The organism is Bizionia paragorgiae, from assembly GCF_900107625.1.
Lineage (GTDB): Bacteria > Bacteroidota > Bacteroidia > Flavobacteriales > Flavobacteriaceae > Bizionia > Bizionia paragorgiae.
The window spans coordinates 188,125-214,642 of sequence record NZ_FNQK01000003.1 but is presented as its reverse complement, the minus strand read 5'-3'; the positions used below and the strand labels follow the sequence as shown (position 1 = coordinate 214,642).

The window sequence follows — 26,518 nt, the reverse complement described above, 5'->3', positions numbered from 1 at the left end:
CGGCGGTGCAAGCACCCCGTTACCCCTCGACTTGCATGTGTTAAGCCTGCCGCTAGCGTTCATCCTGAGCCAGGATCAAACTCTTCATCGTTAAATTTTTAAGTCTTTCGACTATCTTTTTAACAACCAAAGAAATTGTCAGTACTCTTAAATGATTTATTCTCTTGTTTTGTAAGTACCGTTTCCAGTACTTACTTACGCTGTCAATTCAATATGTTTATGAACTTTTATTCTCTTTCTCTAAGACCTATATCGCTTAGCGGGTGCAAATATAAAACTTATATTTAAACTCGCAACACTTTTATTAAAAAAAAGATTCTTTTTTTTTAATACCGTGATTTCAATAAGGCTTTGTGAACTTTCCTAAAACTACAATATGATTGCTGTGTTTCGGGGTGCAAATATAAAACGCTTTTTTTAGTTTCACACTACCTTTTTAATTCTTTTTTTTGACAAATAGCATTTAATTATAAAACCACTTTATTTTCAATGTGTTAGACCTGATTATTTTTTATGAGTATACACAATTAAATAACTTTTGCTTGTCCTTATTATATAGCCTCTATTTTTGTTGCTATCGTGCTACTCATTCTTTGTTTCGCACTAAAATTAGGGCTAACTCCTACTCCAGAGGTTTTGAATTATGATAACGAACCTACTAAAAAGAGTAAATAGTAGTTACTTTTAGCGGTTAAAAAGCACAACGCCCCATTGCTGACGTAAATTAGATTAGGAACAAAACGTTTGCGTTAGGGGTTGAGGCTTTGTTGGAGCTCTCCCGATTTTTCTTCGGGAAGCGACTGCCGAAGACCCGACCTCCATTCAAAACAACAGCGTGTTTTGTATGGGGTAACGCCCAAAAAATTTAAGTGATTTTACAAAAAGAAATTCCAAACTAGCCCAAAACGAATTGCAAAATCGCGGTACGGATGGTTGGGTGCAGAGTAATAATCGTATCCTGTAAAGGGTGCATTAAAATGCTCGGCTTTTAAATAGATACGAGTTTGACGCACTTTAGCATTGATAAAGAAATCTAACCGAGGGAATCCGCCATATTTTTTGTCGTTTTGAACATAAAACTCTGCGAGTAGCGGGTCGTAACCATTCATATTATATTCGGTGAAATAATTTAGCGTAAAGCCGGTTTGTAAATACATGGCTTTTTTAAACACATGTTTTGAATAATACAATGTATTACGGGTAATTATTTCGGGAACATTAAATACTTGATTATCGTCTTTTACACTTTGATACATAAGCGTGTTGTTGAGACGAAAATCACCCACTTTAAACTCTTTATTTGCCTTAAGTCTTAAATAGGAAATAGACGCATTACTTTGATGGGGTTTTACCAAACCATTAGCTTCAGATTTTTTAAAGTACACGTAATCATTTACGGTGGTCGCATCTATAGACAGATTTAGGTACTTTTCAGATTCCACATGAAAAGCAACTTGCTGTGTCTTTATATTATTGAAACTATTTTGCCAGTTGTAGTTGATATAATTACTTTGATAAAGGAGCACGTTATAATTCGGTGCTTTTGAACTGTGGTTTAGCTGTGCTGAAAGCAAAATATCTTTATTTAATGCAAACGCAGCTTCTCCTTTAAAATAATTACCATCGAAATCTCCGGTTACATTTACACCTAAATCCCCTTTAACTTGAAACTGTCCAATTTGTTTTTTATACTTCCCTCCTACTGCAACAATATCTCCAATTAAACGGTTGGTTAGGGTCTGATTTTCTAATATCACAATTTTATCATACCCATAATTATAGTGATTATTACTCACATTAAATTGAAGTTCTCCAATGGTATTATTGGTATAATTAACCTGTAATTGATTATAAAAATTCTCTAGCGACACACTATCTTTTAAGGTCGTTGCCTGAAAGGCTTCTCCAAAATAAGAATGTGCTGAAAGCTGCTCATATTTATAAGCACGTCGGTCTAACGAAATAACATGCTTTACATTTAAGGTATTTTGCGAGGTGGAGTCTTCTTTTTTAATAAATTGATAACTGTGATCTAAATAATAACGTTTCCCTTTCAAAATATTTTCGGCATCCTCAAAGTTAACCTCTAACCTACCACGATCTAGCAAGTCTTTATCGCCGGTTTCGAACAACAAAACATTTGAATTTCTTAACCCGCCATTTTCTTGATTCATTAAATCCTGAGCTACAAAGTGACCTCTAACTGTATAGCGTTTGTTCTTTGTTTGATAACTTGATGTGAATCTAAAATTACCTGTGCTTGTTAGAGTATTTTGATAATTCCCTAGGGAACGCAATCCTTTATATGCTATAGATGCATTAAATTGTTTTGATGTATTAACAGTAAAAAAAGCATCTAATAACTGCCCTTGCTTAAAAGCTGTTTTATAAAACAGTTCGGTTAACGGAGTGGGTACGTGATAATAATTAATAGCGTCTGCCTCCATATAATTAAAATGTCTAGCCTGAGCACCAAAACTAGGTAAAAGATTGGTATTCTCGAAATCGTAACTTAGTGTATTATAACTTTGACCTATATTTGCAAAAGGCATAAGATTAAAATTATCTTTGCGCAAATAGTTATATTTATACTCTTTTTTTACAGTTAAGGTTGTATCTATATAGGTCGTATCATTAGCCTGGGACACTATTAAATAGTCGGTAATTTTAGCATCGTCATTTTTAATATTTTTATTACTAGTACTTTTGTTAGAACCCAAATTAGAAAGATTTTCATTTCTAGTCCTATTCTGTTGTATGTCGGTCCTAGAAATAGCCGGTTTTGTTTGCGCAGTTCCAGCAGCACTAAAGACTAATAAAAACAGGATGAAAATTATTTTATTCATTAAATCATAATTATTTTTAAACTTTAAAACTAAGTTTTAAGTTGCGCCAAAAATAGCAAATATCTTTTTGGAATTTTATATTCTACAAAGAAAGACTTAAATATTACTTGTTATAACGTCCAGATGCTAAGAATTATATAAATGTTACAATTAAATTATTCAGGTTTAGATTTAGAATGTGGGACAGATGAAGCTGGTCGAGGATGTTTAGCGGGTCCGGTAACTGCAGCTGCCGTTATATTACCGACACACTTTAAAAATCAGATTTTAAATGATTCGAAGCAACTTTCGGAAAAAAAACGCGATTCGTTATTACCTATTATAGAAGCTGAAGCCCTTTGTTTTAGCTACACTCATATCTACCAAGAGGAAATAGATACGATTAATATTTTAAACGCTTCGATATTGGCTATGCAAAAGTCGATTGCTAAACTTCAACCGGCCCCAGAATTTATAATTGTTGACGGTAATAAATTTAAACCTTATAAAAACATACCACACGAAACCATAATTAAAGGAGATGGTAAGTTTTTAAGTATCGCTGCAGCATCGGTATTAGCAAAAACATACCGCGATAAATACATGAATACCATTCATGAAGAATTCCCTATGTATAATTGGAAGCAAAACAAGGGTTACCCCACCAAAGAGCATCGGGAAGCCATAAGAAAATACGGTATCACCAAATACCACAGGAAAAGTTTTAAACTTTTACCAAGCCAATTAGCACTTGAAGTTTAATTTATTCTATTAGAATCAATAGTTTAAGTAAATTTACCAAAATATGTCACTCGATTTTATGAAAAATATTTATTTCAGCCTATTACTATTTATTATCCTTTCGGGGTGTAAAAACAACTCGAACACCACGTCTCTATATGACTCTATACCTAATAACTCTTCGGTAATTTTTCATATTAATGACAAAGAAAGCTTAACTAGTAATCTTAAAAATAATAGTTTGCTTGATGATTTAGTACAAACTAAGAATTACAATCGTCTCTCTGATAAATTGGCTGCTTTAGATTACGTAAACACTACAGATCGTATTGTTCTTTCCCTAATAAAAGATGATAATGACAGCTTGCAGTTTACATTTGCAACCAAGTATATTCCTAATATTTTTAATTTAGATTCCTTACAAAATCACAAATCTGAAGCCTTTAAAATCAAGGAGCACAACGCTCAAAAAATAACCTATAGAAATGAAAGCTTATATGCGGTAATAAAGGACAGTATTGCTTTTGCAGCTTCAACACAACCTCTTTTAGAAGCGATTTTAAAACCCGCAAAAAAGAATGCGCATTTAGATAAAATTATAAAAGCAACCAATACCGACAAATCGTTTTCGATGATTTTAAATCACCAGGAACTCCAAGCACCAACATCGCTTATACCATCAGACAGTCTGTTCGCCTCCCGCTTTACACATTACAGTGGATTTGACACCGAGATTTCTCAAGACCATATACTACTCAATGGGATTACAATGGCTAACGATTCGACGAACAGTTTAATTAATATTTTTAAAAACACCATACCACAAGACACACAAATTGCACAAATTACACCGTCGAACTGCGATTATGTCACGAGTTTTACTTTTGATTCGTTTACCACGTTTAAGGCGAACTTAGACCGTTATAATAAGACCACGACTCCAACCAAAAATCCTTCTCTTTTTGAAAACATTGTTGAAGTAGGAGTCATTACAGAAAATGATAATACGGCCGTAGTACTAAATTCTATTGATGTAATTGCGACTAAAGATGCTTTAATTAGTTCTCAAACAGCAGTGGAAGACTACAGACAGGTCACTATTTATGAGTTTGATAGTCCTGCGCTATTTAGCACCACATTTTCTCCACTAATCGGGTTTGAAAATGCGGCCTACTACTGTACTATCGATCAGTTTTTTGTGTTTTCAAACTCTATTGAAAACCTACAAAATATCATTGCCAATTACCAAAACAAAACAACACTTAGTGATCGGGACTATTTTAACGACGTTGTTTCTAATTTTAGCGACCAATCATCTTTACTTCAACTAGCAACCTCTTCAGTTTTAAAATCATCATTAGAAAACGGTCTTGGTTCCAAGATTAAATCGGACTTAAAGGATTATAAATTATCAGGAATTCAATACATCTACGATGGTAATTTCGCTCATGTGAATGCGATAATCAAGAAAAACAAAGTAAAAGCGGAACGCCATGCTGTTACAGAACTATTAAACATAAAATTAGACCACGCACTATTAACCACTCCTCAATTTGTTACAAACCACCGTACTAAAGAAAAAGAAATTGTAGTCCAAGACATTAAAAACAAACTGTACTTAATCTCTAATACAGGGAATATTTTATGGAAAAAACAACTTAAAGGCCCTGTTTTAGGTCGTATAGAGCAAATTGACACCCATAAAAATGGCCGACTACAACTCGCTTTTGCAACTCCAAACCACCTTTATGTTATAGCAAGGGATGGCAAGGATGTTGATAAATTCCCAATGGCTTTTAAAGATAAAATTACACAACCTCTATCTGTATTTGATTACGATAAGAATAAAAAATACAGATTATTTGTTACTCAAGGTGCCCATGTACTGCTTTACAATGCGAGTGGAAAAACGGTTAAAGGGTTTCAATTTAAGAAAGCAAACGGACTCATTAATCAACAACCTCAACATATCCGATTGGGAAATAAAGACTACATCCTGGTAAAAACAGATGAAGAACTACATATCTTATCACGGCGTGGCACCCCTCGAGTTAGTCCGAAAACGAAAGTTAAGTTTAGCGACCAAAGTATTTACGAATATAACAACACATTTACAACCACCACACAAGACGGTAAACTGGTTAGTATTGACCAAAAAGGAGGTGTTAGTATTAAAAATCTGGGTTTAAACACTAAAGTTGCATTAACCACCACCACCAAAACACTTGCCGCTCAGAGTGAGAATAAACTAATGATTAAAAACAATTTGTTAGAATTGGATTTCGGAAACTATACTGCACCAGAGATATTCTATATTAATAACAAAATTTATGTCTCGGTAACCGATTTACAAGCCCAAAAAGTATTGCTGTTCGACAGTCAAGGAAAAAGCATCGACAATTTTCCTGTGTATGGTAACTCGCCTATTGATTTAGATAATATTGATAAGGACAATAAATTGGAATTTATTACCAAAGGTGAAAACAATAGTATTTTGCTGTATGAGATAAATTAAAGCTTAGCAGATTTGATTCAAACACACTATAAATAACTGACAATCAGTAATTTTTAAACACATATAGTAGTATAATTCTGAAAAAAGAGTAACTTTATATAGCGTGATCCTTTAATTTTAATTAATCCTTAAAATCATGAAAGCAGCTATATACTCTATAATTTTTCTATTTTCCTTAATTAATTCTTGTAATGAAACTGGCAGTAAAGACACCATAACCTTGTCTTCTAGCAATCACCTTACTGAGAAGCAATTATACACTTTACATGTAATGAACTCCGATGAGCGAAGTACCAACGTAATGGTCAATGACTCTATTGCCATTGGAGGAGGCGATCCGCTTCCACCATGTCCAGACAGTTCTTTTACCGATTGCTGCCCTTCATTAAAATACCTATCCTTTATTAAAGGAACCCTGAATATAAAAATTATTTTGATGGATAGTAATGGCAATACAGTGCAAACATTTCACACTTCTGATTTAACTAAGACTAAGGATGGCACATTAATTTTTTCATTAGATAAATTAAAAGCATCCATTTGCAGTAGCCAAAATAAACTGATAGTATCGACTGACGACAAGGCACCTTACGACGTGATGTTTAGATAAGAAGATCTTCATACCCTTATGAAACAACTCTTATTACTCTTTTGCGTTTTTATCGCTTCTACTAGTAGTGCTCAGAATAATAACACTGATTACAATGCTGCTATTAATAAACTTCAGGCGAAAGCTGTTGCTGTTGCGAAACAGGAGCAAGATTCTGCTTATTTTTATTTAAAAACAAGCATCGCATTATCTACGCAGGAAAAGCAATGGGATCATGTCATGGACGCCTATTTTGAAACCTATAATATTGCTTTCTTCCACAATAATTTAGATCAACGAAAAGGCACTCTACAAACCATTGACTCGTTATACCAAAAACAAATAGATTATTTTAAAAAAACAGATCTATCGCTCCGCTATCATAACCACATTAATTATTACTATGCCTTCCATTATTTTAGGTTAAATAATTACAAATTAGCAAAGAAGCACTTTCAAAACATTATAGATGCCACCGAAAACAACGCAGATACCATAATTAAACTAAACAAATCTTTTTTATCGGTCTCCTATAGTTATATAGCGAAAATGCATACTGATGAAGGTCAATACGCCTTGTCTAAGGCCCTTTATCAAAAAAACATCCGATTGATAAAACGCATTGACAGCACTAATCACGACCTCTTGTTTTCCAATTTTAATTTATTGGCAGAAGTTTTAAAAAAGGAGAAGAAACACAAAGCATCAAATGCCTATTTTTTAAAATCATTCCGTTATTACAGTGCCAAGGACAGCCCAAATACCATTATGTCTTCCTGCTTTAATATTGCTGAAAACTATATAGCCCTGTCGAAAATAGATAGCGCCAGATTTTACTTAAAGCATGCAAAAGCTTATTTAGATGAGAACCATATTTACAACACCAATTACCACGAGTTATATTCTAAAATTTATAGTAAAGAGAATAACTACCCAGAAGCACTAACAGAGTTACAGCAGCTCATCTCTTTTTACAAAAACAAAGCAGATAGAACCACAAATAAAAGTCTTCACTTAGCCAACGGATACAAAAAAATAGGCGCTCTTCAATTAAAGTTTAACACGCCTGTTCCGGCCCTAAAACATTTAGACTCCGCCATTACCCTCTTTACCTCCGACACTATAAAATCCAGCATAAACGCTATACATTTGTTAACTACACTACAATTAAAAGCAGATGGACTTAATAGGGTGTCTAGCTATGAATCTACTATAAAAACTGTGGATTTCGCCATTACTATTCTAGATGAGATAAGACCAGAATTTAGAAATAATACAGACAAGTTATTTCTCATAGAAAACGCTTACCCTCTTTATGAGACTGGACTTCAAGCCGCATTTGCATTATATAGTAAACACAACGACAACCACTATATTGACAAAGCCTTTAAATACGCTGAAAAAAGTAAAAGCGCGCTACTGCTAGAAGGCCTATTAAGTGCTAAGGCAACTGAATACGCCAACATTCCAGAGTCCGTAATAGAGGAAGAATACCATATAAAAAATAACATCACGGCATTAGAAAAAAAATTAAATACTAATCGAAGTGAATCTTTAGAAGATGAATTATTCAACTTAAAGAATACACACCGTGTGTTTATTGAAAGACTAGAGGGTAAGTTCCCGGAATACTACAATTTAAAATACAATTCGCAAACACTATCTATAGAGGGCATGCAACACATGCTCAAAGCCAACACTATGCTCATTTCGTATTTCTATGGTGAGCGTGCTATTTACACGCTAGCCATTTCTAAAGATAAAAAGCAATTTTTAAAAAAACCATTATCTGCGGAACTCACAGCCACTATAAATACAGCATTCCGTATGCTTGGAAATCCTAAATCAGAAGTAATCGAACTAAAAAAACGACTTATTTCATTGCACGAAAGCATAATTAAACCCATTAACCACCTTGAAAGCCAATTAATTATTAGTCCTGATGGGGTGTTAAATTATATTCCCTTTGCTGCGTTAGTAGACGAAAATTCAGAGTTCCTAATTAGCAAGCATGCTATTAGTTATATTAATTCGGCTACCCTACTACAACAATTACAACGAAAAAAAGAAAATAACGGCAATATGCTGGCTTTTGCCCCAGCTTTTAATGACAACACGAAATTGCTACCGTTGCCCAACACAATAAAAGAGGCCGAGAATTGCTTAATACATTTTAAAGGAGAGCTTTTAATACAAGACAAAGCCTCGCTATTAAATTTCCAAGCTAAAAGTGGCAACTATAGTATTTTACATTTAGCTACGCATGCGGTTTTTAATGATGGCTCACCCGAGTTTTCCTACTTGGCATTTACCCCAAGTGTAAGCACCCCCTATTTACTATACACTAAAGACTTATATAACTTAAAGCTGAATGCCGATTTAGTAACTCTTAGTGCCTGTGAAAGTGGCATGGGGACATTACATCGCGGGGAAGGTTTGATGAGCTTAGCTCGAGGGTTTTATTTTAGCGGCTCGAATGCCATTATGAGTACCCTTTGGAAAATAAACGACAATTCTACCGCAGTAGTAATGGATCATTTTTATTCTAACCTTTCGAAGAGACACTCTAAAAGTCACGCGTTACAAAAAGCACAACTCAGTTTTCTTAAGGCTAACAAAGACACCCCCTTATCACACCCATATTATTGGTCGGCATTTATTATTTCAGGACATACCGAAGCCTTGCAAACCCCAACTAATTACAACCTATATATTTTAGCAATAACAACTATATTACTCTTGTTACTTTTTATTAAATTCAGAAAAAAGCTAACTTAATGTGTTTAACAGCTTCTTAGCTTCTGTTCTTTTATAGTTGTGTTTTTCCAAAAGTAATTTAAGTTCCTTTTTAGATTGGATTTTATCACCCTCCTTTAGGTAAATTAACGCGAGGTACCAATGAGATTCTGCAATAAAATTGCTGACCTCCTTTATGTTTTTTTTAAATAATTCTTTAGCCTTATCCAACTCATTAAGTTCTAAATAGGCCTGAGCTTTATAAAAGGAAATATAATTCTCTGGGTTAGAAAGGGTATTAAATGCCGCAATAGCGTTCTCGTATTCTTTAGCTTCGTAAGCCACAAACGCCTGACGTTCTATAGCGTTTAGTGTATCACTACGGGTTATGGGGTAAACTGTATTTGGATATGGATTATAATTAGAAGCATAAAGTTCCACGGTGTTCACTCCAAAAAAGGCGTCGTAACCAAACCACCCTGCAGAAAGAAACAATAGTACAGCCGCAGCCATTTTCCAATTAAACCACGATGTCTTTACTTCGGCATCCGCTTGATGCTTTAAGGCCGTTTCAAATGTTTGTAGCTTCGCTTTTAAGACCTCACTTTCCTCTTCTTTTATAACACGTTTTAAATCTTTTTCAAATTCAAACTGGGCTTTAAAATCAGCATCTTCAGCCAATAAACTTTCAAAAAGCTGTTCTTGGTTTGGAGTTAAGCTATTAGAAAAATAGCCCTGTATTAAATCTTCGTTATTCATATTCGTTTAATTAAGCTTTATGCGTTCTTTTAAGGTTTTCATACAACGCGATTTAGCACTTTTAACAACATTCTCGCTATTATAGGACCCGTGATTCAAAATCTCTTTGATTGTAAATCCGCGATAATAAAACAAGGTTAACAATTCTTGACATTGTCTTCCTAGGGTTTTAAAATGCTTTTTAAGCAAGCGCTGTTGCACTGTTAGCGCTTCCGTTTCAATATCCATAGCATCAACAATATTGGCGTTTTTTTGTAATACACTAACATCAAAATCCACCGTTCTCACCGTCTTATTTCTTTTTAGCTTATCGAAAATCATAAACTTACCTATACTAATAATATAAGTCGAAACACTACTCGTTAAGGTTTCCAGTTTACCGCTCATCACATTATTGTAGAACGCAATATAGGCGTCTTGATAAACGTCTACAATATCGTCGTCCTCTAAACCATAACGTCTCGCGAAATTTAGAAACTTCGTCCTATTGTTTTCGTAAATCGTTTTATAAATAATTTCCGATCCTTTTTTAAGATCCTCGATTGTTATATCTAATTCTACTGTATTCATTTAATGTAAATGCTGTAAAAAGGTTAACACTGCTAATAACTAAAATACAACTTTTAAGAAAATTAAGGATTAATGTTAACCTTTTTATTTTCAATCTATTAAATATCAAAACACAAACTATTTAATTATGAAAACTATCAAATTATTACCCTTTATTTTTTTGCTTAGTATAAGCACTTCAATGAATGCTCAGATTTTAAAAAAACTAGGGAACAAATTAGGAAAAGTTGTTGAGCGCACAATAGAAACTAAAGCTGAAGAAAAAACCGAACAGACAACTAGTAACGCGTTCGATTCTACATTTAATAAGCCTACGGAACATTCTAAATCGAATTCGCCTTTTAACGCGCTAGGTAATTCTGAGCCTCCAGCAAATAACTACAGCTTTACCCATCGCTACGTCATGACGTTTATAGACGGAAAAGACACTTTCGATATTACGTATTTTTTAACCAAAGACGGTAATTACATCGGCTCTAAATATGATACTGACACAAAAAACCAGCAAGATATGTTTGTTGTTATCGACGCTTCTAGAAGCACCCTGTTTACGTTTATGACCATGCAGGGAAAAAAAACCATAATGAGTATGGGCTTTGATTTAAACAAGGCTAGCAAAGAAGCTGCAGACGACCAAAATACTTCGATAAAAAAAACGGGGCGGACAAAAACCATTTTAAATTATGATTGTGAAGAATTTAAGGTGGAAAGTAAAGACTCCCAAGGGTCCATTTGGATAACAAAAGCTGTGGACGTGACCTTTCTTAACATTAATCCAAATAAGAAAGGCAAAAAAAACAGCAATCAGAAATGGCTAAGTATGTCTGACGGTTTGGTAATGGAAATGGATATGGTAGATACGTCAAAACGTAAACCTAAAGCAATAAAAATGATTTGTACTGCTTTAGAAAACACCAATTATACCATAGACACCTCTCAATACGAATCATTATATAAAAATTAATCACCTAACGCTGTTAACCTATTATAAAAATTAACCATTACATAAGTAAACAAACTATTAATCACAATTAAAATTAAAAATCATGAAACATTTAGTATTAAAAACAAAGTATGTCGTATTAGCCTTATTCGTAGCATTTAGCTTCTCTTGTACACCAGAAGACGGTGAAGATGGCCCAATTGGTCCACAAGGTGAACAAGGTATCGCAGGAACAGACGGTATAGATGGCAATGCCAATGTGCAAGTATTAACCATAGACATGTCTACAGAAGCAGGGTCCTACGATGATGTCGTTGTCCCAGAACTAACTCAGGATATTATAGAAAATGACGTCGTATTAGGCTACATAAAAAGAGGAACTAAATGGTTTCCTGTGCCTGCCGTTGCCGATATAATTCCCTTTAGTGTATCTGTAACAATTTCAGTCGGCTTTTACAGTTTAGACTATATTGACAAAGCCACGGGAGGATCTTATAATATTGCTGCCGGAGACATTGATTTACTTAAAATTGTTATTATAGAAGCTTATAATAGTTCTCGAAATTCTACTAACAATCTAAGCGCTTACGAAGGGCTATTAAACTCAGGCGTGGATATCACTAATTTTGAAGCTGTTTGCGATTACTTTCAAATCGCCTATTAAATTAGTATATCATAATTAAGTAATTAACCCGAGGACTCAAGTCTTCGGGTTTTTTTGTTCCTTTTTTAGGCTGAAATGTTTACTATTGTAGTTCAAAATTAAACATATATTTTCAAGATGATTACACGTAAAAGCGCAAGCATTTCAAAATTTATAATCCATAAAGTAGGAAATAAACACAATGATACTAAAAATGCGTTTTCTGATAAGGAAGTGCATTTCGATGAAGAAAGTTACGAGCTTATGCTACCGTTTTTATTACGTCCTTTTGGCTCTGTGGTACAAAGTTTTCGTTTTAATCATCATGCCAATGTTGAACTGAATGAAATTAATGCGTACACCAAATCTATTTTTGAAGATGAAGACAACTTTGTCGAGACTTCTAAAAACATTGTCAAACATTTATACGAACAGTCTAACTCTGCTCAAATAAAAACAGGAGATGTTCTAGTGGCTATTTTTGAAGGTATCGAATACAAAGAAATGGTTACTAACGCCATCGGTATTTTTAAAATTGAAAGTAAAGTTAATTTCTTTCAAACCTTTTTAGAAAACAACAGTTACGATGTACTGGTACAAAAAGGAATCAGTTCTAAAAAAGTAGACAAAGGCTGTTTAATTTTAAATCAAAAAGATACCGAAGGACACATTATTCTAAGTGTAGACAATAATAGTTATGATGCACAATATTGGACGGACAACTTTCTAAATATTAAGTATGCCGATGATATGAATAATCACACTCATAATTATTTAGAGTTGTGCAAAGAATTCTCGACCGAAATACTTAAAACAAGTTACGGCGAACAAGAGCGCAATATCTTTTTAGCTAAAACCATTGACTATTTTAAAGAAAATGAAACCATAAATGTCGAACGTTTTAAAGAGGAGGTATTTACTGAAGAAAAACACATTAGGGAATTTGAAGACTTTAAAAAGGATTACGAATCGGATTTAAATGTGGTATTACGAAATCAGTTTGATCTTGCTGAAGCTGTTGTTTCCAAGGAAAAGAAAAAGATTAAAACCGACATTAAGCTCGACACTCATATACAAATAAAATTAGATATTGACGCCCCCGATGCGGCTAGCGAGCATTTAGAGCGCGGGTATGACGAAGAGAAAAAGATGCATTATTACAAGGTGTTTTTTAATGCCGAAGCTTAATTATACGATTCAAGATGGGAGTTTCTAATTTAACGATTTACGACGAGGCAAAAATTGATTTTGAGGACATTCATTTTAGTCCGGAAAACAAAACAGCCTTAACACGCTTGCTCAAGGAGTTTAAACATATTGAGGCATTAAGCAAATACGGACTAACCGTCGATAACAAAATTCTATTATATGGTCATACTGGATGCGGTAAAACAACAACCGCTAAAGCCATTGCCAAGCATATAGGAAAAAAAACGTACAGCATAGATTTAAGTACAATAATCTCGTCAAGACTTGGCGAAACCTCAAAAAATGTTGCTACCGTATTTAAAAAGGCTGCTCATGAAAAAGCTGTTTTATTTATTGATGAATTCGATTATCTAGGAGCTTCTAGAAATTATAACAAAAAAGATTCGGCCGAAATGCAACGCTTGGTTAATAGTATTATTCAGCTTATCGATTTCTACCCTAGCGATGCCCTTTTAATTGCAGCCACTAATTTTAGTGAGGTGATCGATTCTGCAATTTTACGCCGTTTTCAACTAAAATTAAAATTCGAACTTCCTTCCAAAGAAGGCTTAGATACGTATTACGATTCGCTTTTAAGTGCATTTCCAAACCAATACCACCAGTTTTCAAGAATCTATGATGTTTCTTACGCCGAAGCGAAAGACCATTTACATCAAGCAATAAAAACACAAATAATAAAGGACGAGGAAGAAAAACGCCAGTAGCCTATCGGTATTTCCGGTGGTGACCTGTTTGCATAAAAAAAGCGATCTTAAATTTAAGATCGCTTTTTTTTTGTTATTAATATCGGTTACGCTTTTTCTTTCACAAATTCAGATTCAAAAAGAGTAGTGAAGTGTTTTAACAGTTTTTCTTTTACCTCATCTTCATCCACTGTCTGCTTTCCTAATTCTACATTTAAGGACGTTACAGCCTTACCACGAATACCACAAGGAATAATATTATCAAAATACCCAAGGTTAGCATTTACATTTAATGCAAAACCATGCATGGTTACCCAGCGACTTGCACGCACTCCCATTGCACAAATTTTTCTAGCAAAAGGGGTTCCCACATCCAACCAAACTCCTGTTTCACCAGGACTGCGTTCAGCTTTTAAACCATACTCTTCAAGGGTAAGAATAATCATTTCTTCTAGGAACCGCAAATACTTATGAATATCGGTAAAGAAATTATCCAAGTCTAAAATAGGATACCCTACAATTTGCCCGGGTCCGTGATAGGTAATATCTCCACCGCGATTAATTTTATAAAAGGTAGCCCCCTTCTCTTTAAGTTGCTCTTCGCTTAATAATAAGTTAGATACATCTCCGCTTTTCCCTAAGGTATAGACGTGGGGATGCTCGACGAAAAGAAAATAATTAGTAGTCTCTAAACCTGCATTTTCTCTTCGGTTTTTAATTTTAGTATCTAAAATACCTTTAAATAACTCCTCTTGGTAATCCCAAGTCTCTTTAAAGTCTTTACTACCTAAATCTTGTAATTGGATATCCTTATTCATAGACTACAAAATTACAAAAATAAATAATGCACTGCCTGATCTCCTCGTGTGAAAGTCTTCTTAAAAAATAATGTTTTTATAACCACTTAGTTAGTTCATAAAAACAATATAAAGTTAGTGTTACCTGTTAGGGTTATTTAAAATAACCAGTGCCGCAATTGTTCCAGGCACCCAGCCACATAACCATAATAAAAACACTATAAGTATAGAGCCACAGCCTTTATCTAAAACAGCTAATGGCGGACAAATTATTGAAAGTAACACTCTCCAAAATCCCATAATTTTAATTGATTTAATATTTTTTGATTTGATTGATGGCGGTACTTTGTTATAAACAGTACCTACTAGTAAGATAAGACGTATAATCTAACGATTCGTTACACTACACGTAACACATCGCTCAAACTTCTTTGATTTACTCGGTATTCGCAATGATAATAATAAGATTTATAACAGAAATAAATCACACATAAACAAGGATTTAATAAGCAGATCCCGAAGGTAACATTTGACTATAATCACCAAAAAAAATAATTTTAATTGCAGTGTAATAATCTTATCTTTGCGGGCTTAATTACACACAAATTAAACTATGTCACAATTATCTGAGCAAGAGCTCGTACGAAGAGAAAAGCTTGCAAAATTACGCGAGTTAGGAATTAACCCTTATCCAGCCGATTTATTCCCTGTTTCTGAGACTTCTAAGCAAGTCAAACAGAATTTCGAAAATGGTAAAAAAGTGGTTATTGCAGGACGATTAATGTCTCGTCGTATTCAAGGTAATGCAAGTTTTGCAGAACTTCAAGATAGCGAAGGCAGAATTCAAGTGTACTTTAATCGTGATGAAATTTGCACTGGAGAGGACAAAAGTAAATACAATGATATCTATAAAAAGTTATTAGATATTGGCGATTTTATAGGGATTGAAGGTGAGCTTTTCACTACGAAAGTAGGTGAAAAAACTGTAATGGTTAAAGAGTTTAAATTACTTAGTAAGTCGTTAAAACCATTACCATTACCAAAAATTGATGCTGATGGAAATGCTCATGATGCATTTAACGACCCTGAATTACGTTACCGTCGTCGTTATGCCGATTTGGTAGTCAACCCACATGTTAAAGATGTATTCATCAAGCGTACAAAATTGTATACTGCGATGCGTAACTTTTTTAACGACTCAGGATATTTTGAAGTAGAAACTCCTGTTTTACAACCAATTCCTGGAGGGGCAGCAGCAAGACCATTTATTACGCACCATAACAGTTTAGATATTCCTTTATATATGAGAATCGCTAACGAACTGTACCTAAAACGTTTAATTGTTGGTGGTTTTGATGGCGTATATGAGTTTTCTAAAAACTTCAGAAATGAGGGAATGGACAAAACCCATAATCCTGAATTTACAGCTATGGAAATCTACGTGGCTTATAAGGATTACAATTGGATGATGGATTTTTGTGAGAAACTCCTAGAACATTGTGCTATTGCCGTAAATGGAACTAGCGAGGCGACTTTTGGTGAGCATAAAATTAATTTTAAAGCCCCTTACGCCCGTGTTACTATGACCGACTCTATCAAGCATTTTACTGGTTTTGATATTACAGGAAAAACAGAAGCTGAAATACGCGAAGCCGCTAAAGGCATGGGTATTGAAGTTGATGACACTATGGGTAAAGGAAAATTAATCGACGAAATCTTTGGAGAAAAATGTGAAGGTAATTATATACAACCTACTTTCATTACCGATTACCCTAAGGAAATGAGTCCGTTATGTAAAGAACATAGAGACAATCCAGAATTAACAGAGCGTTTTGAGCTTATGGTTTGTGGTAAGGAAATTGCTAACGCTTATTCTGAGCTTAACGACCCTATAGACCAACGCGAACGTTTTGAACACCAATTAAAACTGGCTCAAAAAGGAGATGACGAAGCTACTGAATTTATTGACCACGACTTTTTACGTGCTTTGGAATACGGTATGCCTCCAACTTCTGGAATGGGAATTGGAATGGACCGTTTAATCATGTATTTAACAAACAACCAATCGATTCAAGAGGTACTTTTCTTCCCGCAAATGCGACCAGAGAAAAAGGCTATCCCTATGAATGACGATGAAAAAGCGGTTTTTGCTCTATTAAAGAAACAGTCTCCAATAGATTTAAACACTTTAAAAGCAGATTCTGGATTGAGTAATAAAAAATGGGACAAAACCATAAAAGGACTAACCAAATTAAAAGTGGCTAAAGTTGAAAAAACAGACGAAGGCTTGTTTGTTGCCTTAGTCTAAAATGATAAAATCTTACAATTTAAAACAGCGTTACTTAAGCTTAAGTAACGCTGTTTTTGGTTAAAGACTAACCATCATCAAAACAAACTTATCTATTTTGTTTTAATTTTTATCTGTTGTACTAACAGTTATTCATTATCGGTGTTGTTTCTGGTTATATACTGAATATCTCGTGTGTTTTTTTGCACCGCAATGGCTGAGAATAAACTCAGTAAAAAGGACATGGCATAAAATCCTTTTTCACTCAGAAGCAAGTCGGCATTCCATAAACCGACAACCAATAAAACCACGGCTGCCAAAGCAGCAAACCAACTAATACTATAATACATATCGGTAACTGGAACGCCTTCCAGCCTATCACGAACGGCTTTCTGCACAGAAACAGCCGCATATAAACCGAATAATAGAATCGTAAAATAATACCCTTTTTCGTTAAGTTGCATATCGGCATTCCATAAACCAATACAATATGATACCATTCCAGCAATTAATGTGCTCCATGCTGCTCCTATAAAAGCTGCTGTTGGTTTCTGATCGTAAACCTTTTTGTCTTTTCTGTTTTTTGTTTCTGCATCTGTCGAAACGTTTTCTTGATAGTTCATAATTTTTGTGTTTTGATTATGAAGCAAATATCCGACACTAGTTAACCTTAAAAAACACTACTTTTCAAAATTACTGACGATATAAAAACATAATAATCAAAATTAACCTTATATTTAATAAGATAATAGACAAACTAACTGACGATATAATGACTGATTTAAATGCGATTGTTTCAACATTTTCTTCTGAAGAACAGCAGCAATTCATTCAATTTTTAGAAAAGAAGAACAAAAGGAAAGACACCAAAAACATTCAATTGTTTAAATTATTAGTCAAAAACAACCTCTCTTCTGATGCACTTTGCACGTCCCTTTATAAAACCAACAACAAATCTGCATATCATGCGCTAAGAAAGCGACTTTACCACGCCATCATTGATTTTGTAGCCACCATTAATTTAGAAGAAGGGCACTCTATAGATATGCAGCTTATAAAATACATATTGGCTGCTCGTGCTTTTTTGCTACAGCACCAATATGCGGTTGCCTATGCCATTTTAAACAAAGCTGAAGTTTTAGCACAAGAGCATTATTTATTCGCTATACTCAACGAAATCTACCATACTCAAATTCAATATGCCTATGCCTATCCCAAAATTGAATTAACCACTTTAGAGCAAAAGTTTAAAGCAAACCAAAAACAGCATTATTTAGAAGATCAACTTAATCTTGTGTACGCTAAAATAAGACAAGCTTTAAACCCTTCGCACTACAAAGGCAAACCTGAAGATTTTGAAAAGCTTTTACAGCACACGCTTAACGAACATCACATTAGCCTTCAAGAATCGTTGTCATTTAAATCACTATACCAATTGATGACTATGGTAAGTCTTTCGGCATTTGTAACAAACGACTATTTAAAAATAGAACCCTTTTTAATTTCGACCTACAACAAGCTACTGTCTTATAAAAACACGAACCGACAATTATATTATCACATCCAAGTCCTTTACATCATTGCTAACACGTTATTTCGGAATAAAAAATTTAAGGATTCTCTACACTATCTAGAACTTATGCATCAGCAGATGCATTTAAATCGGAACAAATATTACAAGGTCTTTGAACCTAAATACTGTTTATTAAAAGCATTAAATTGCAACTATACCAATCGCCAAACGGAAGCTATAAGCATTATAAAAAGTAGGAACACCAAGAATAACGACGATTTAGAAACAGCATTGTTGTTATCCTTAAGCTTAGTGATGTTTAATATGCAGGCTACGAATTACAAAAGTGCACTTCGAGAATTGGCTACTATGCATCACACAGACTCCTATTACGAAAGCAAGGTTGGCCTAGCTTGGGTAATTAAAAAAAATTTAATTGAAATTATTTTACATATCGAACTAGGAAATATAGATTTAGTCGATTCGCGCTTACTTAGTTTTAAACGCTCCTACTACCCCTATTTAAAATCTATAAACCAACAACGTGTGCTCACTTACTTAGGTTTTGTAGAGCGGTATTATAAATATAGCGGTAGCGTAGTGAGTGCGACGTTTAGAGCAAAAGTAGAAGATGCTTTTGAGTGGGTACCTTCAGAAAAAGAAGATATTTTTGTTATGAGTTTTTATGCCTGGCTTAAAAGCAAAATGGAAAACAAACCCCTATATCCAATCACTTTAGACCTCGTAAAACAAGCTATAGATTAATTTAAACGGACTATCATTCTTAACGCATAAAAAAAGCTTCAAGTTAAACTTGAAGCTTTTTTTTTCTATCTAAAAGTATGTGTGTTTACAATCCTAAAGTTTCAATACCTTGTTCAAAAATCACATCTACAGGAATATTAGCATCACTTAAGCGATCTAAGTCACTTTGAAGTTCTTCTGGAATACCACCATAATTTGCAACAAAGGCACCAACACCATCATAATCACCCTCCCCTTGATACGTTAAAATAACTTTAGACAACGCTTCCATAGCTAACTCCATTTTATCAAAATGCACAGCATAGGTTCCATCTTCATTTCTTGAAAATGCTCCCATTTCTTTAAAGAAATTAAATCGGATCATATTTGCTTTTCCGTGCGCACTTGAGGCTCCAAAACGTACAGATCTAAAAATACCAGCCATAAAGGTTACCATATTATCTTTTAAATCTTCTTTTAACTCACCTTTAGCATGTAATTGCTGCACCATATAAAGTCCTAAAATATCTGCTTTTCCCTCTTCTAGTGCACTTGCATATTCTTTTAGCGATGTACGCACGGTACCTTTTCCATTAATGGTATTCTTAATCCCTAGTCCGTGAGCAACTTCATGAAACATAGTATTAGCAAAAAAGGCATCAAACGTAACATGTTTACGTTGGTCTTCAGCTATTAACACATCGGTAATAGGCAACAGTATTTTATCAAACTTTGCTTGCATTGCATTTTTAAGTTGCAAGCGGCGAGTTCCTTTTTTAAGCTGAACTTCTTCATCGTTTGGTAGATTAATAGCAATTGTTTTACTTCCCGAATTACAGTCACCGGCATAAAACACAACATCATAAGCATTTAAATCACTATCTGTTCCCGGCTGTTCTTGTTTGTATTTTTCATCTACTGGTAAGCCTTTTTGTAGTTCTGGCAAAAAGCTACTAAATTTTTCCAAGCGTTTGCTCCACTCTTGATCTTTAATTAAAACATAGCCTTCGTGTGCTGCTTTATTTCCAAAAAGTTGATCTTCATAAGTTTCAATAGGACCAATAACAATATCCAAGGTGTTATTTTTCATATCCATCCAAGCAAAATCACTCTCTTGATACTCATCATTCGACAATGCTGCTGCACGCAACTCCAAATATTTTTTTAGTCCGCCATCCTCTGCTAATTTAGACGCTTCTAACAATAGGTTGGACACCTCTTTAACTTCCGATTCAAATTGTTTGTGGTATGGTATTGTAAATAACTTACCACTCTCATCACGACGCACAAAATTGTATAAGCTAGATTTATTTTCTAACTCAGCATTCTGAAACTCTTCTTTTGTCATATCTGCCGGGTAATAATTTGCCCCTTTAGGTTTTTCACCAATCCCCTCCACAAAAGGTTTGTTATTTGCTAAGCGATCCCAAGGACCATAATTAATGGATGCATATTTTTTCACATCTTCATCAGAAATAGAGTTTAGTAAGGCATCACAATCCCCATAAGCTTCGTACCAGAATAAATCATTCATTTTATCTGCCGCTTTAATTAAGATGGGTAACATCTCGCGCTCATTATCTGTTAATCCACTTAAATCTGCCGTCAATTCAACAGGCACATACTTACTCAAATTCTGTTGCATTTCTGTAAGTTTTTCATCTTCTACTTGCTCAACTTTACTTTCTTTTTCTTTACAAGAAAATGCAATAATAGTTGTCATTAAAAGGATTGCTAATTGCTTCATAATGTTTAGATTTTAATTATATTTACAAAGATAACCATTTTAATTACTAGCATAAATGTAATTATTACATTATAAGAAGTGTTCCGAAATCACAAGACTGCAACTTATAAAATACCACATATAACACACACTAAAAGCATACACCAATGAAAAAAACCTGTATTATTCTCGGAACTTTTTTAACTTTATTATTTACCGCATGTGAAGGTCCTGCTGGGCCTCCGGGTTTTAACGGTTTTGATGGTCAAGACGGCGTGGATGGCTCAATATTTGAAGCCTTAGTTTTTGAAATTGATATTGACTTGGCTTTAAACTCGGCAAACAACACGTTTGAATTTAGAGAAGACTTCTCGGCTCATAATATTCAGCTTTATAACAACGATGCGATTTTTGTTTATAGACTAGAAGAGGTAGACAATGGCCTTGACGTGTGGCGTCAGCTACCACAACCCTTTCTAACCGATCTTGGGGTTCTTTATTACAACTTCGATTTCACTCAATATGATTATAGCATTTATGTAGAACCAGATTATAATGCAAATTCGGTCGCGCCAAGCCTTGTAAACAATCAAGTCTTTCGCGTTTTTATTCTTCCTGCTGATGTGAATTTCTCAACTAAAATGGAATTTTCCAATATGAATACTTTAATGAAGGCTACAGGAATTACCGAAAAGGATATTCAGCAGTTTAAAATAAATTAAGAGAAGTATTTTTTTGCATTTCCTACGATAAAGTGATTATTAGAGATGTAAAACAATAAAAAAGAAGTTATATTTACGGATACTATTAAACCATTAAACTTATTAATAGTCTAAAAAACAAGCAACAACATTATATTAACTAAGCGCTTAGGCGGAAATAAACACTTAAAAACAATGAAAAAATTACTATTAATTGCTATTGCATTAGTCACTTTACAAGTAAGTGCTCAAAATGATAAAACCAACAAATTAAACAATAAAAGTGCTGAAGAGATAGCTCAGATGCAAACAGAACGTTTAACAAAAGCATTATCATTAGATGAAGCTCAGCAAAAGAGAATAAGCATTCTAAATCTACAACATGCCAAAATGCAGGAGGAGCTACGAAGCTCTAAAATGGAGGAGAAAAAAGCGTCTAAAGAAAGACGTATGGAATTAAAAAAAGGCCTAGAGTCTAGTAGAAATAATAGAGATAATAATATGAAGGCTATTTTAAGCGACGAGCAGTATGCAAAATGGACTACACTTAAAGAAAAGCAAAAAGACGAACGATTAGAAAGACGTGGGAAAAAATAATATTCCACTTTTATAAGTTAAGAATAAGGCGCAGCATAATTAATCTGCGTCTTTTTTATTTGCGAATATTATGCAAATAGCTTTTCTTTGAGTAATTAATGAATAATACTTGAAAAATGAAAAAAATAATTACTTTTTGCTTCTTTGCTTTCGCTCTTGTAATAGGAACTCAAAATGTTGTGGCTCAAAACAAACTTGAGATCAATAAAGAAGCGAATGAAAAAGCTTACGAATTGAGAAAACAATTAAAGTTTTCCGATGATGTTTTAGAAGAAACTTACCAAGCGTATAAAGGTAAAGCCTTAAAAAAATATTCTTTAGCTAAACACCACGGTGTAGACACGCCAGCTTACAAAAAAAACATGGCAACCCTTGAAGCTGATTTTAAAGCTAAAATGGAAAGCATCTTAACAGAAGAACAATACAGCAGATTTGTTATACTTAACGAGTCTAAGTAATATAGATTACCTAATTAATCTTATTAATAATTAGTACAAAAAAAGCGATTGTAAATTTACAATCGCTTTTTTTATGTCTTATCTTTTACTACATACTATGAAAAAACAGCGTGACAAGCTGCAATGGTTTTGTCTAAATCTTCATAAGTTAATGCATCAGTTATAAACCATGTTTCAAAAGCACTTGGTGCGATATACACCCCATTATTCAACATCCCGTGAAAAAAGGTTTTAAAAGTCTCATTATTCCCTTTTGCTGCCGTATCGAAATCAACAACCTCAGTCTCATCAAAATGAACAGAAATCATCGAGCCTACTCTATTAATTGTATGCGTAACATTTAGCTGTGTTAAAACATCGGCTAACCCCTTGTGTAAATACGCGGTTTTTTCCTCTAAACGCGTATAAATCTCTTTATCATTATTAAGCTCTGTTAACATAGCCAACCCTGCTGCCATAGCTAAAGGATTCCCACTTAAAGTTCCTGCTTGATAAACGGGACCTAAAGGAGCCAGATGATTCATAATAGCATTATTTGCTGCAAAAGCACCCACTGGCAATCCGCCACCAATAACTTTTCCGAAACAAACAATATCTGCTTTTACATTAAACAGTTCTTGAGCACCTCCTTGCGCTAATCGAAAGCCTGTCATTACCTCATCAAAGATTAATAAGATGTTATGAGCGTCACACAAACTTCTTAACTGTTGTAAAAAGTTGTTTTTAGGTGGCACGCATCCCATATTCCCGGCAACCGGTTCTATAATAATACATGCTATCTCCCCCTTATTAGCTTCAATTAAAGCCTCAACATTATTAATATCGTTATACTTAGCTAGTAACGTATCTTTTGCAGTGCCTTCGGTAACACCAGGACTATTCGGACTACCAAAAGTTACAGCGCCACTACCTGCTTGTATTAAAAAGGAATCACTATGACCATGATAGCACCCTGCAAATTTTATAATTTTATCTTTCCCCGTATAACCTCTTGCTAATCGCACAGCACTCATACAGGCTTCTGTTCCCGAATTAACAAAACGGATTTTGTCAATATTAGGCACCATAGACACTGCTAATTCTGCGATTTGAGTTTCTATCTCGGTAGGCATACCAAAAGACGTCCCTTTTTTTGCTTTATCGATAACGGCGTTAACCACCGGTTCGTAAGCGTGCCCTAAAATCATAGGTCCCCATGAATTTATATAATCGATTAATGTATTTCCATCCTCATCATATAAATATGCGCCTTTGGCTTCCTTTACAAAAATAGGTGTACCACCAACGGCTTTAAATGCTCGAACTGGAGAATTCACCCCTCCAGGAATAACCTGCTCTGCTTTTGCAAACAAAGCACTACTGCGTTTATAAATCATAATATTTTGTAATATTTATTTTCTTATTTAATATATAATTCTTGCCCAATTGCTAATTCATTAGACTTAAGCCCGTTTAACTCTTGTAGCTCCTTCACGGTCATATTGTATTTTCGTGATAAAGAATACAAAGTATCCCCCGCAACAACTATATGTTTATCCTCATTTTTTACTACAGGGCGTTTTGCCGGTGTTTTACCAAGGACCTCTAAATCGTACTGATACAACTGATAGCGTTCAATCAGACTAATTAACTTATCTGGGTATTTTCTATCCGTAGCGTAACCTGCAGCTTTTAGTCCTTTTGCCCATGCTTCGTAATCATCTATAGCCAATTTAAATAATCCCGCATACCTTTTTCTTTCTTTTAAAAATAAGGAGTGATCTCTAAAAGAATACTTAGAGTGTTTATATTTCCTGAAACATTCTTGTGCGGCATCATCATCGTGATAAATTTTATCACCTGTCCATTCGCGGTGGCATTTTATACCAAAATGATTATTTGCTTCTACAGATAAACGTCCGTTTCCTGAACCCGATTCTAATATGCCTTGTGCTAATGTTATACTTGCAGGAATACCATAATCTCTCATTTCATCTTTTGCTATACCACTATAATTTGCAATATAGGCTTCCGTTGCATTTGCGTACCCACTAGACACTGGTTTGGACTCTTCTTTTGGCGCAGCAATAACAACCTTCTCTTCTGTAGGCGTTTTTGGTTGTCTTGTTACACGCTCTGTTTTAGTTTTTGTTTTACTAGTCACCACCTTTTTACGTGATCCACAACTTAAAACTAGTACACTCAAACAAATAATGGTAAATATCTTCTTCATCAACTTTTATTGTATTAACGGTAATTCTTTTTGTTTTAAAATAGCATTCATTCCTGCAATGCCTTGCAAGCCGCCAGTATGAATGGCTAAAATTTTTGTCCCTTTAGCAAAAACACCTTTTTTTATCAACTCTGAAATCCCATACAGCATCTTTCCCGTATAAATAGGATCTAAAGCAATATTATTTTGTGCTTTAAACTGATTGATAAACGTAATCAATTCGGGTTTTATTTTAGCGTAACCTCCAAAATGATAATCGGTGATTAATTCCCAATTATTACGCTTTGCAAATTTACTAATATCCTCTTGTAAAAAGCTTCCTTTTAATGCCGAAAAACCCAAAATTTTCTGATTTGGTTCAGAACTATTTATCAACCCTGATAAGGTCCCTCCTGTGCCTACTGATGCACATACATAATCAAAACACTTATCGGCTTCAGTCAATATTTCTTCACAGCCTTTAACCGCTAAGTCATTTGTTCCTCCTTCTGGAACGGTATAAAAAGTTCCAAACTCGGCTTTTAAGCCGTTTAAAAAGTCAGTACTAGTTTTATCCCTAAACTGCTCGCGACTAACAAATTTAAATTGCATACCACAACGTTTAGCATACTCTAGGGTCTCATTATGAATTGATTTTTTCGCGAGTTCTTCTCCTCTAATCACACCTATCGTTTGTAATCCGGAGACTTTTCCAGCTGCTGCGGTTGCAATGATATGATTAGAGAAAGCACCTCCAAATGTTAACAACTTAGTGTAATTATGTGCTTTAGCAAAGGCTATATTGTATTTTAATTTCCTGTATTTATTTCCAGAAATTATAGGATGTATGGCATCTTCCCGTTTAAGATAGACTTCGACATCTTTAATTCCATTTAAAATAACCTGCTCATTAACACTGTTTTCTATCTTAAAAATCATAGCTACGAATATACTTTAAAAATTGCCAAAACGAACGTGTTTTTAAATAGTTTAAGTTCGATTCGTTAGCATAAGCTTCACGCTCAAATGAGATATTTTTATAGGCTAAATAGACCTGTCTATACTGAATATATCGAAATAAAAACTCTAGTATATAAATGATATAAAAAGGAAGAACCAGCATTTCTACCTGCTGCCTTAAATGAATTTTCTCATGATTAATAAGTACGCCGTCTTTTTTTAAAGCTTTAGACTTTAAAAACACAAACGGATAGATGGCTAATCCAGAATAGCCTTTGGGAACTAAATATTTTGAAAATAATATCACTATTAAAAGCACTCAAAAATCACT

The 26,518-nt window shown here is 34.2% G+C and carries 24 protein-coding genes and 1 rRNA gene; 13 read left to right on the top strand and 12 right to left on the bottom strand.

Annotation, left to right across the window (positions count from 1 at the left end):
- Both BLV64_RS03390 and BLV64_RS03385 read right to left on the bottom strand, forming a co-directional pair.
- Nucleotides 1-91 (bottom strand): 16S ribosomal RNA (locus tag BLV64_RS03390); the annotation flags it as partial.
- 784 nt (nucleotides 92-875) lie between these two features.
- On the bottom strand, nucleotides 876-2,846 hold the full coding sequence (locus tag BLV64_RS03385; RefSeq protein ID WP_092132432.1) for a putative porin: 1,971 nt from the start codon (nucleotides 2,844-2,846) through the stop codon (nucleotides 876-878).
- A gap of 141 nt (nucleotides 2,847-2,987) precedes the next feature.
- Here BLV64_RS03385 and BLV64_RS03380 point away from each other — a divergent pair, with 141 nt between their 5' ends.
- The 4 genes from BLV64_RS03380 to BLV64_RS03365 all read left to right on the top strand — a co-directional run bounded on the left by BLV64_RS03380 (nucleotide 2,988) and on the right by BLV64_RS03365 (nucleotide 9,448).
- On the top strand, nucleotides 2,988-3,587 hold the full coding sequence (locus tag BLV64_RS03380) for a ribonuclease HII (protein WP_092132429.1): 600 nt from the start codon (nucleotides 2,988-2,990) through the stop codon (nucleotides 3,585-3,587).
- A gap of 58 nt (nucleotides 3,588-3,645) precedes the next feature.
- Entirely contained in the window at nucleotides 3,646-6,081 is a 2,436-nt protein-coding gene (locus tag BLV64_RS03375) for a ribonuclease HII (protein WP_092132427.1), read from the top strand.
- 136 nt (nucleotides 6,082-6,217) lie between these two features.
- Nucleotides 6,218-6,691 (top strand): hypothetical protein, encoded by a 474-nt coding sequence (locus BLV64_RS03370; protein WP_092132424.1) that lies wholly within the window; start codon nucleotides 6,218-6,220, stop codon nucleotides 6,689-6,691.
- 18 nt (nucleotides 6,692-6,709) lie between these two features.
- Nucleotides 6,710-9,448 (top strand): CHAT domain-containing protein, encoded by a 2,739-nt coding sequence (locus BLV64_RS03365; RefSeq protein WP_092132421.1) that lies wholly within the window; start codon nucleotides 6,710-6,712, stop codon nucleotides 9,446-9,448.
- Here the strand turns inward: BLV64_RS03365 and BLV64_RS03360 are convergent.
- A complete protein-coding gene (locus BLV64_RS03360; RefSeq protein ID WP_092132418.1) occupies nucleotides 9,440-10,165 on the bottom strand; it encodes a tetratricopeptide repeat protein in 726 nt (241 codons plus the stop codon). The two genes, BLV64_RS03365 and BLV64_RS03360, sit on opposite strands and share 9 nt — an antisense overlap.
- 6 nt (nucleotides 10,166-10,171) lie before the next feature.
- A complete protein-coding gene (locus BLV64_RS03355; protein ID WP_092132415.1) occupies nucleotides 10,172-10,735 on the bottom strand; it encodes an RNA polymerase sigma factor in 564 nt (187 codons plus the stop codon).
- Between the two features lie 127 nt (nucleotides 10,736-10,862).
- Between BLV64_RS03355 and BLV64_RS03350 the strand changes: the two genes are divergently transcribed.
- From BLV64_RS03350 to BLV64_RS03335, 4 genes are all read left to right on the top strand, one after another.
- On the top strand, nucleotides 10,863-11,699 hold the full coding sequence (locus tag BLV64_RS03350) for a DUF4412 domain-containing protein (RefSeq protein WP_092132412.1): 837 nt from the start codon (nucleotides 10,863-10,865) through the stop codon (nucleotides 11,697-11,699).
- Nucleotides 11,700-11,781: 82 nt separating this feature from the next.
- Nucleotides 11,782-12,342, top strand: coding sequence for a hypothetical protein (locus tag BLV64_RS03345; protein ID WP_092132410.1), 561 nt, complete (start codon nucleotides 11,782-11,784; stop codon nucleotides 12,340-12,342).
- A 117-nt stretch (nucleotides 12,343-12,459) separates the two neighbouring features.
- Nucleotides 12,460-13,509: a nucleoid-associated protein gene (locus BLV64_RS03340; RefSeq protein ID WP_092132407.1), complete on the top strand. Its 1,050-nt coding sequence runs from the start codon at nucleotides 12,460-12,462 to the stop codon at nucleotides 13,507-13,509.
- 14 nt (nucleotides 13,510-13,523) lie between these two features.
- Complete coding sequence (locus BLV64_RS03335) at nucleotides 13,524-14,234, top strand: AAA family ATPase (protein ID WP_092132404.1); 711 nt, start codon at nucleotides 13,524-13,526, stop codon at nucleotides 14,232-14,234.
- 86 nt (nucleotides 14,235-14,320) lie between these two features.
- On the opposite strand, the gene lipB is transcribed toward BLV64_RS03335, so the two are convergent.
- Together lipB and BLV64_RS03325 are read right to left on the bottom strand one after the other, a co-directional pair.
- Nucleotides 14,321-15,031 (bottom strand): lipoyl(octanoyl) transferase LipB, encoded by a 711-nt coding sequence (gene lipB, locus BLV64_RS03330; protein ID WP_092132401.1) that lies wholly within the window; start codon nucleotides 15,029-15,031, stop codon nucleotides 14,321-14,323.
- 120 nt (nucleotides 15,032-15,151) lie between these two features.
- A complete protein-coding gene (locus tag BLV64_RS03325) occupies nucleotides 15,152-15,310 on the bottom strand; it encodes a YqaE/Pmp3 family membrane protein (protein WP_092132399.1) in 159 nt (52 codons plus the stop codon).
- 313 nt (nucleotides 15,311-15,623) lie between these two features.
- Between BLV64_RS03325 and lysS the strand changes: the two genes are divergently transcribed.
- Nucleotides 15,624-17,318 (top strand): lysine--tRNA ligase, encoded by a 1,695-nt coding sequence (lysS, locus tag BLV64_RS03320; RefSeq protein ID WP_092132396.1) that lies wholly within the window; start codon nucleotides 15,624-15,626, stop codon nucleotides 17,316-17,318.
- 128 nt (nucleotides 17,319-17,446) lie between these two features.
- Here lysS and yiaA read toward each other — a convergent pair whose 3' ends face one another.
- Nucleotides 17,447-17,920 carry an inner membrane protein YiaA gene (yiaA, locus tag BLV64_RS03315; protein ID WP_092132393.1) on the bottom strand — a complete coding sequence of 158 codons (474 nt, stop codon included), beginning with the start codon at nucleotides 17,918-17,920 and terminating at the stop codon, nucleotides 17,447-17,449.
- Nucleotides 17,921-18,069: 149 nt separating this feature from the next.
- Between yiaA and BLV64_RS03310 the strand changes: the two genes are divergently transcribed.
- Nucleotides 18,070-19,575 (top strand): hypothetical protein, encoded by a 1,506-nt coding sequence (locus BLV64_RS03310; protein WP_092132390.1) that lies wholly within the window; start codon nucleotides 18,070-18,072, stop codon nucleotides 19,573-19,575.
- 85 nt (nucleotides 19,576-19,660) lie between these two features.
- On the opposite strand, the gene BLV64_RS03305 is transcribed toward BLV64_RS03310, so the two are convergent.
- Nucleotides 19,661-21,301 carry a dipeptidyl-peptidase 3 family protein gene (locus tag BLV64_RS03305; protein WP_092132387.1) on the bottom strand — a complete coding sequence of 547 codons (1,641 nt, stop codon included), beginning with the start codon at nucleotides 21,299-21,301 and terminating at the stop codon, nucleotides 19,661-19,663.
- A 146-nt stretch (nucleotides 21,302-21,447) separates the two neighbouring features.
- Between BLV64_RS03305 and BLV64_RS03300 the strand changes: the two genes are divergently transcribed.
- From BLV64_RS03300 to BLV64_RS03290, 3 genes are all read left to right on the top strand, one after another.
- Complete coding sequence (locus BLV64_RS03300) at nucleotides 21,448-22,002, top strand: collagen-like triple helix repeat-containing protein (RefSeq protein WP_092132385.1); 555 nt, start codon at nucleotides 21,448-21,450, stop codon at nucleotides 22,000-22,002.
- 174 nt (nucleotides 22,003-22,176) lie between these two features.
- The gene (locus BLV64_RS03295; RefSeq protein WP_092132382.1) at nucleotides 22,177-22,578 is read left to right on the top strand and encodes a hypothetical protein; all 402 of its coding nucleotides are present in this window, start codon (nucleotides 22,177-22,179) and stop codon (nucleotides 22,576-22,578) included.
- 116 nt (nucleotides 22,579-22,694) lie between these two features.
- The gene (locus BLV64_RS03290) at nucleotides 22,695-23,036 is read left to right on the top strand and encodes a hypothetical protein (protein ID WP_092132379.1); all 342 of its coding nucleotides are present in this window, start codon (nucleotides 22,695-22,697) and stop codon (nucleotides 23,034-23,036) included.
- A gap of 95 nt (nucleotides 23,037-23,131) precedes the next feature.
- Here the strand turns inward: BLV64_RS03290 and hemL are convergent, their stop codons facing one another.
- The 4 genes from hemL to BLV64_RS03270 are packed head-to-tail and all read right to left on the bottom strand — an operon-like array spanning nucleotide 23,132 to nucleotide 26,494.
- Nucleotides 23,132-24,412 (bottom strand): glutamate-1-semialdehyde 2,1-aminomutase, encoded by a 1,281-nt coding sequence (gene hemL / locus BLV64_RS03285; protein ID WP_092132377.1) that lies wholly within the window; start codon nucleotides 24,410-24,412, stop codon nucleotides 23,132-23,134.
- Between the two features lie 23 nt (nucleotides 24,413-24,435).
- Nucleotides 24,436-25,248, bottom strand: coding sequence for a glucosaminidase domain-containing protein (locus tag BLV64_RS03280; protein WP_092132375.1), 813 nt, complete (start codon nucleotides 25,246-25,248; stop codon nucleotides 24,436-24,438).
- Nucleotides 25,249-25,254: 6 nt separating this feature from the next.
- Entirely contained in the window at nucleotides 25,255-26,166 is a 912-nt protein-coding gene (locus tag BLV64_RS03275; protein ID WP_092132372.1) for a 1-aminocyclopropane-1-carboxylate deaminase/D-cysteine desulfhydrase, read from the bottom strand.
- On the bottom strand, nucleotides 26,156-26,494 hold the full coding sequence (locus tag BLV64_RS03270; protein WP_092132450.1) for a hypothetical protein: 339 nt from the start codon (nucleotides 26,492-26,494) through the stop codon (nucleotides 26,156-26,158). The genes BLV64_RS03275 and BLV64_RS03270 overlap by 11 nt, the downstream gene beginning before the upstream one ends.
- Nucleotides 26,495-26,518 lie beyond the last annotated feature (24 nt).

What these genes read in the sequence shown, in the direction of transcription:
- BLV64_RS03385 (WP_092132432.1), bottom strand. Translation starts at nt 2,846, where the DNA reads ATGAATAAAATAATTTTCATCCTGTTTTTATTAGTCTTTAGTGCTGCT.
- BLV64_RS03380 (WP_092132429.1), top strand. Translation starts at nt 2,988, where the DNA reads ATGTTACAATTAAATTATTCAGGTTTAGATTTAGAATGTGGGACAGAT.
- BLV64_RS03375 (WP_092132427.1), top strand. Translation starts at nt 3,646, where the DNA reads ATGAAAAATATTTATTTCAGCCTATTACTATTTATTATCCTTTCGGGG.
- BLV64_RS03370 (WP_092132424.1), top strand. Translation starts at nt 6,218, where the DNA reads ATGAAAGCAGCTATATACTCTATAATTTTTCTATTTTCCTTAATTAAT.
- BLV64_RS03365 (WP_092132421.1), top strand. Translation starts at nt 6,710, where the DNA reads ATGAAACAACTCTTATTACTCTTTTGCGTTTTTATCGCTTCTACTAGT.
- BLV64_RS03360 (WP_092132418.1), bottom strand. Translation starts at nt 10,165, where the DNA reads ATGAATAACGAAGATTTAATACAGGGCTATTTTTCTAATAGCTTAACT.
- BLV64_RS03355 (WP_092132415.1), bottom strand. Translation starts at nt 10,735, where the DNA reads ATGAATACAGTAGAATTAGATATAACAATCGAGGATCTTAAAAAAGGA.
- BLV64_RS03350 (WP_092132412.1), top strand. Translation starts at nt 10,863, where the DNA reads ATGAAAACTATCAAATTATTACCCTTTATTTTTTTGCTTAGTATAAGC.
- BLV64_RS03345 (WP_092132410.1), top strand. Translation starts at nt 11,782, where the DNA reads ATGAAACATTTAGTATTAAAAACAAAGTATGTCGTATTAGCCTTATTC.
- BLV64_RS03340 (WP_092132407.1), top strand. Translation starts at nt 12,460, where the DNA reads ATGATTACACGTAAAAGCGCAAGCATTTCAAAATTTATAATCCATAAA.
- BLV64_RS03335 (WP_092132404.1), top strand. Translation starts at nt 13,524, where the DNA reads ATGGGAGTTTCTAATTTAACGATTTACGACGAGGCAAAAATTGATTTT.
- lipB (WP_092132401.1), bottom strand. Translation starts at nt 15,031, where the DNA reads ATGAATAAGGATATCCAATTACAAGATTTAGGTAGTAAAGACTTTAAA.
- BLV64_RS03325 (WP_092132399.1), bottom strand. Translation starts at nt 15,310, where the DNA reads ATGGGATTTTGGAGAGTGTTACTTTCAATAATTTGTCCGCCATTAGCT.
- lysS (WP_092132396.1), top strand. Translation starts at nt 15,624, where the DNA reads ATGTCACAATTATCTGAGCAAGAGCTCGTACGAAGAGAAAAGCTTGCA.
- yiaA (WP_092132393.1), bottom strand. Translation starts at nt 17,920, where the DNA reads ATGAACTATCAAGAAAACGTTTCGACAGATGCAGAAACAAAAAACAGA.
- BLV64_RS03310 (WP_092132390.1), top strand. Translation starts at nt 18,070, where the DNA reads ATGACTGATTTAAATGCGATTGTTTCAACATTTTCTTCTGAAGAACAG.
- BLV64_RS03305 (WP_092132387.1), bottom strand. Translation starts at nt 21,301, where the DNA reads ATGAAGCAATTAGCAATCCTTTTAATGACAACTATTATTGCATTTTCT.
- BLV64_RS03300 (WP_092132385.1), top strand. Translation starts at nt 21,448, where the DNA reads ATGAAAAAAACCTGTATTATTCTCGGAACTTTTTTAACTTTATTATTT.
- BLV64_RS03295 (WP_092132382.1), top strand. Translation starts at nt 22,177, where the DNA reads ATGAAAAAATTACTATTAATTGCTATTGCATTAGTCACTTTACAAGTA.
- BLV64_RS03290 (WP_092132379.1), top strand. Translation starts at nt 22,695, where the DNA reads ATGAAAAAAATAATTACTTTTTGCTTCTTTGCTTTCGCTCTTGTAATA.
- hemL (WP_092132377.1), bottom strand. Translation starts at nt 24,412, where the DNA reads ATGATTTATAAACGCAGTAGTGCTTTGTTTGCAAAAGCAGAGCAGGTT.
- BLV64_RS03280 (WP_092132375.1), bottom strand. Translation starts at nt 25,248, where the DNA reads ATGAAGAAGATATTTACCATTATTTGTTTGAGTGTACTAGTTTTAAGT.
- BLV64_RS03275 (WP_092132372.1), bottom strand. Translation starts at nt 26,166, where the DNA reads ATGATTTTTAAGATAGAAAACAGTGTTAATGAGCAGGTTATTTTAAAT.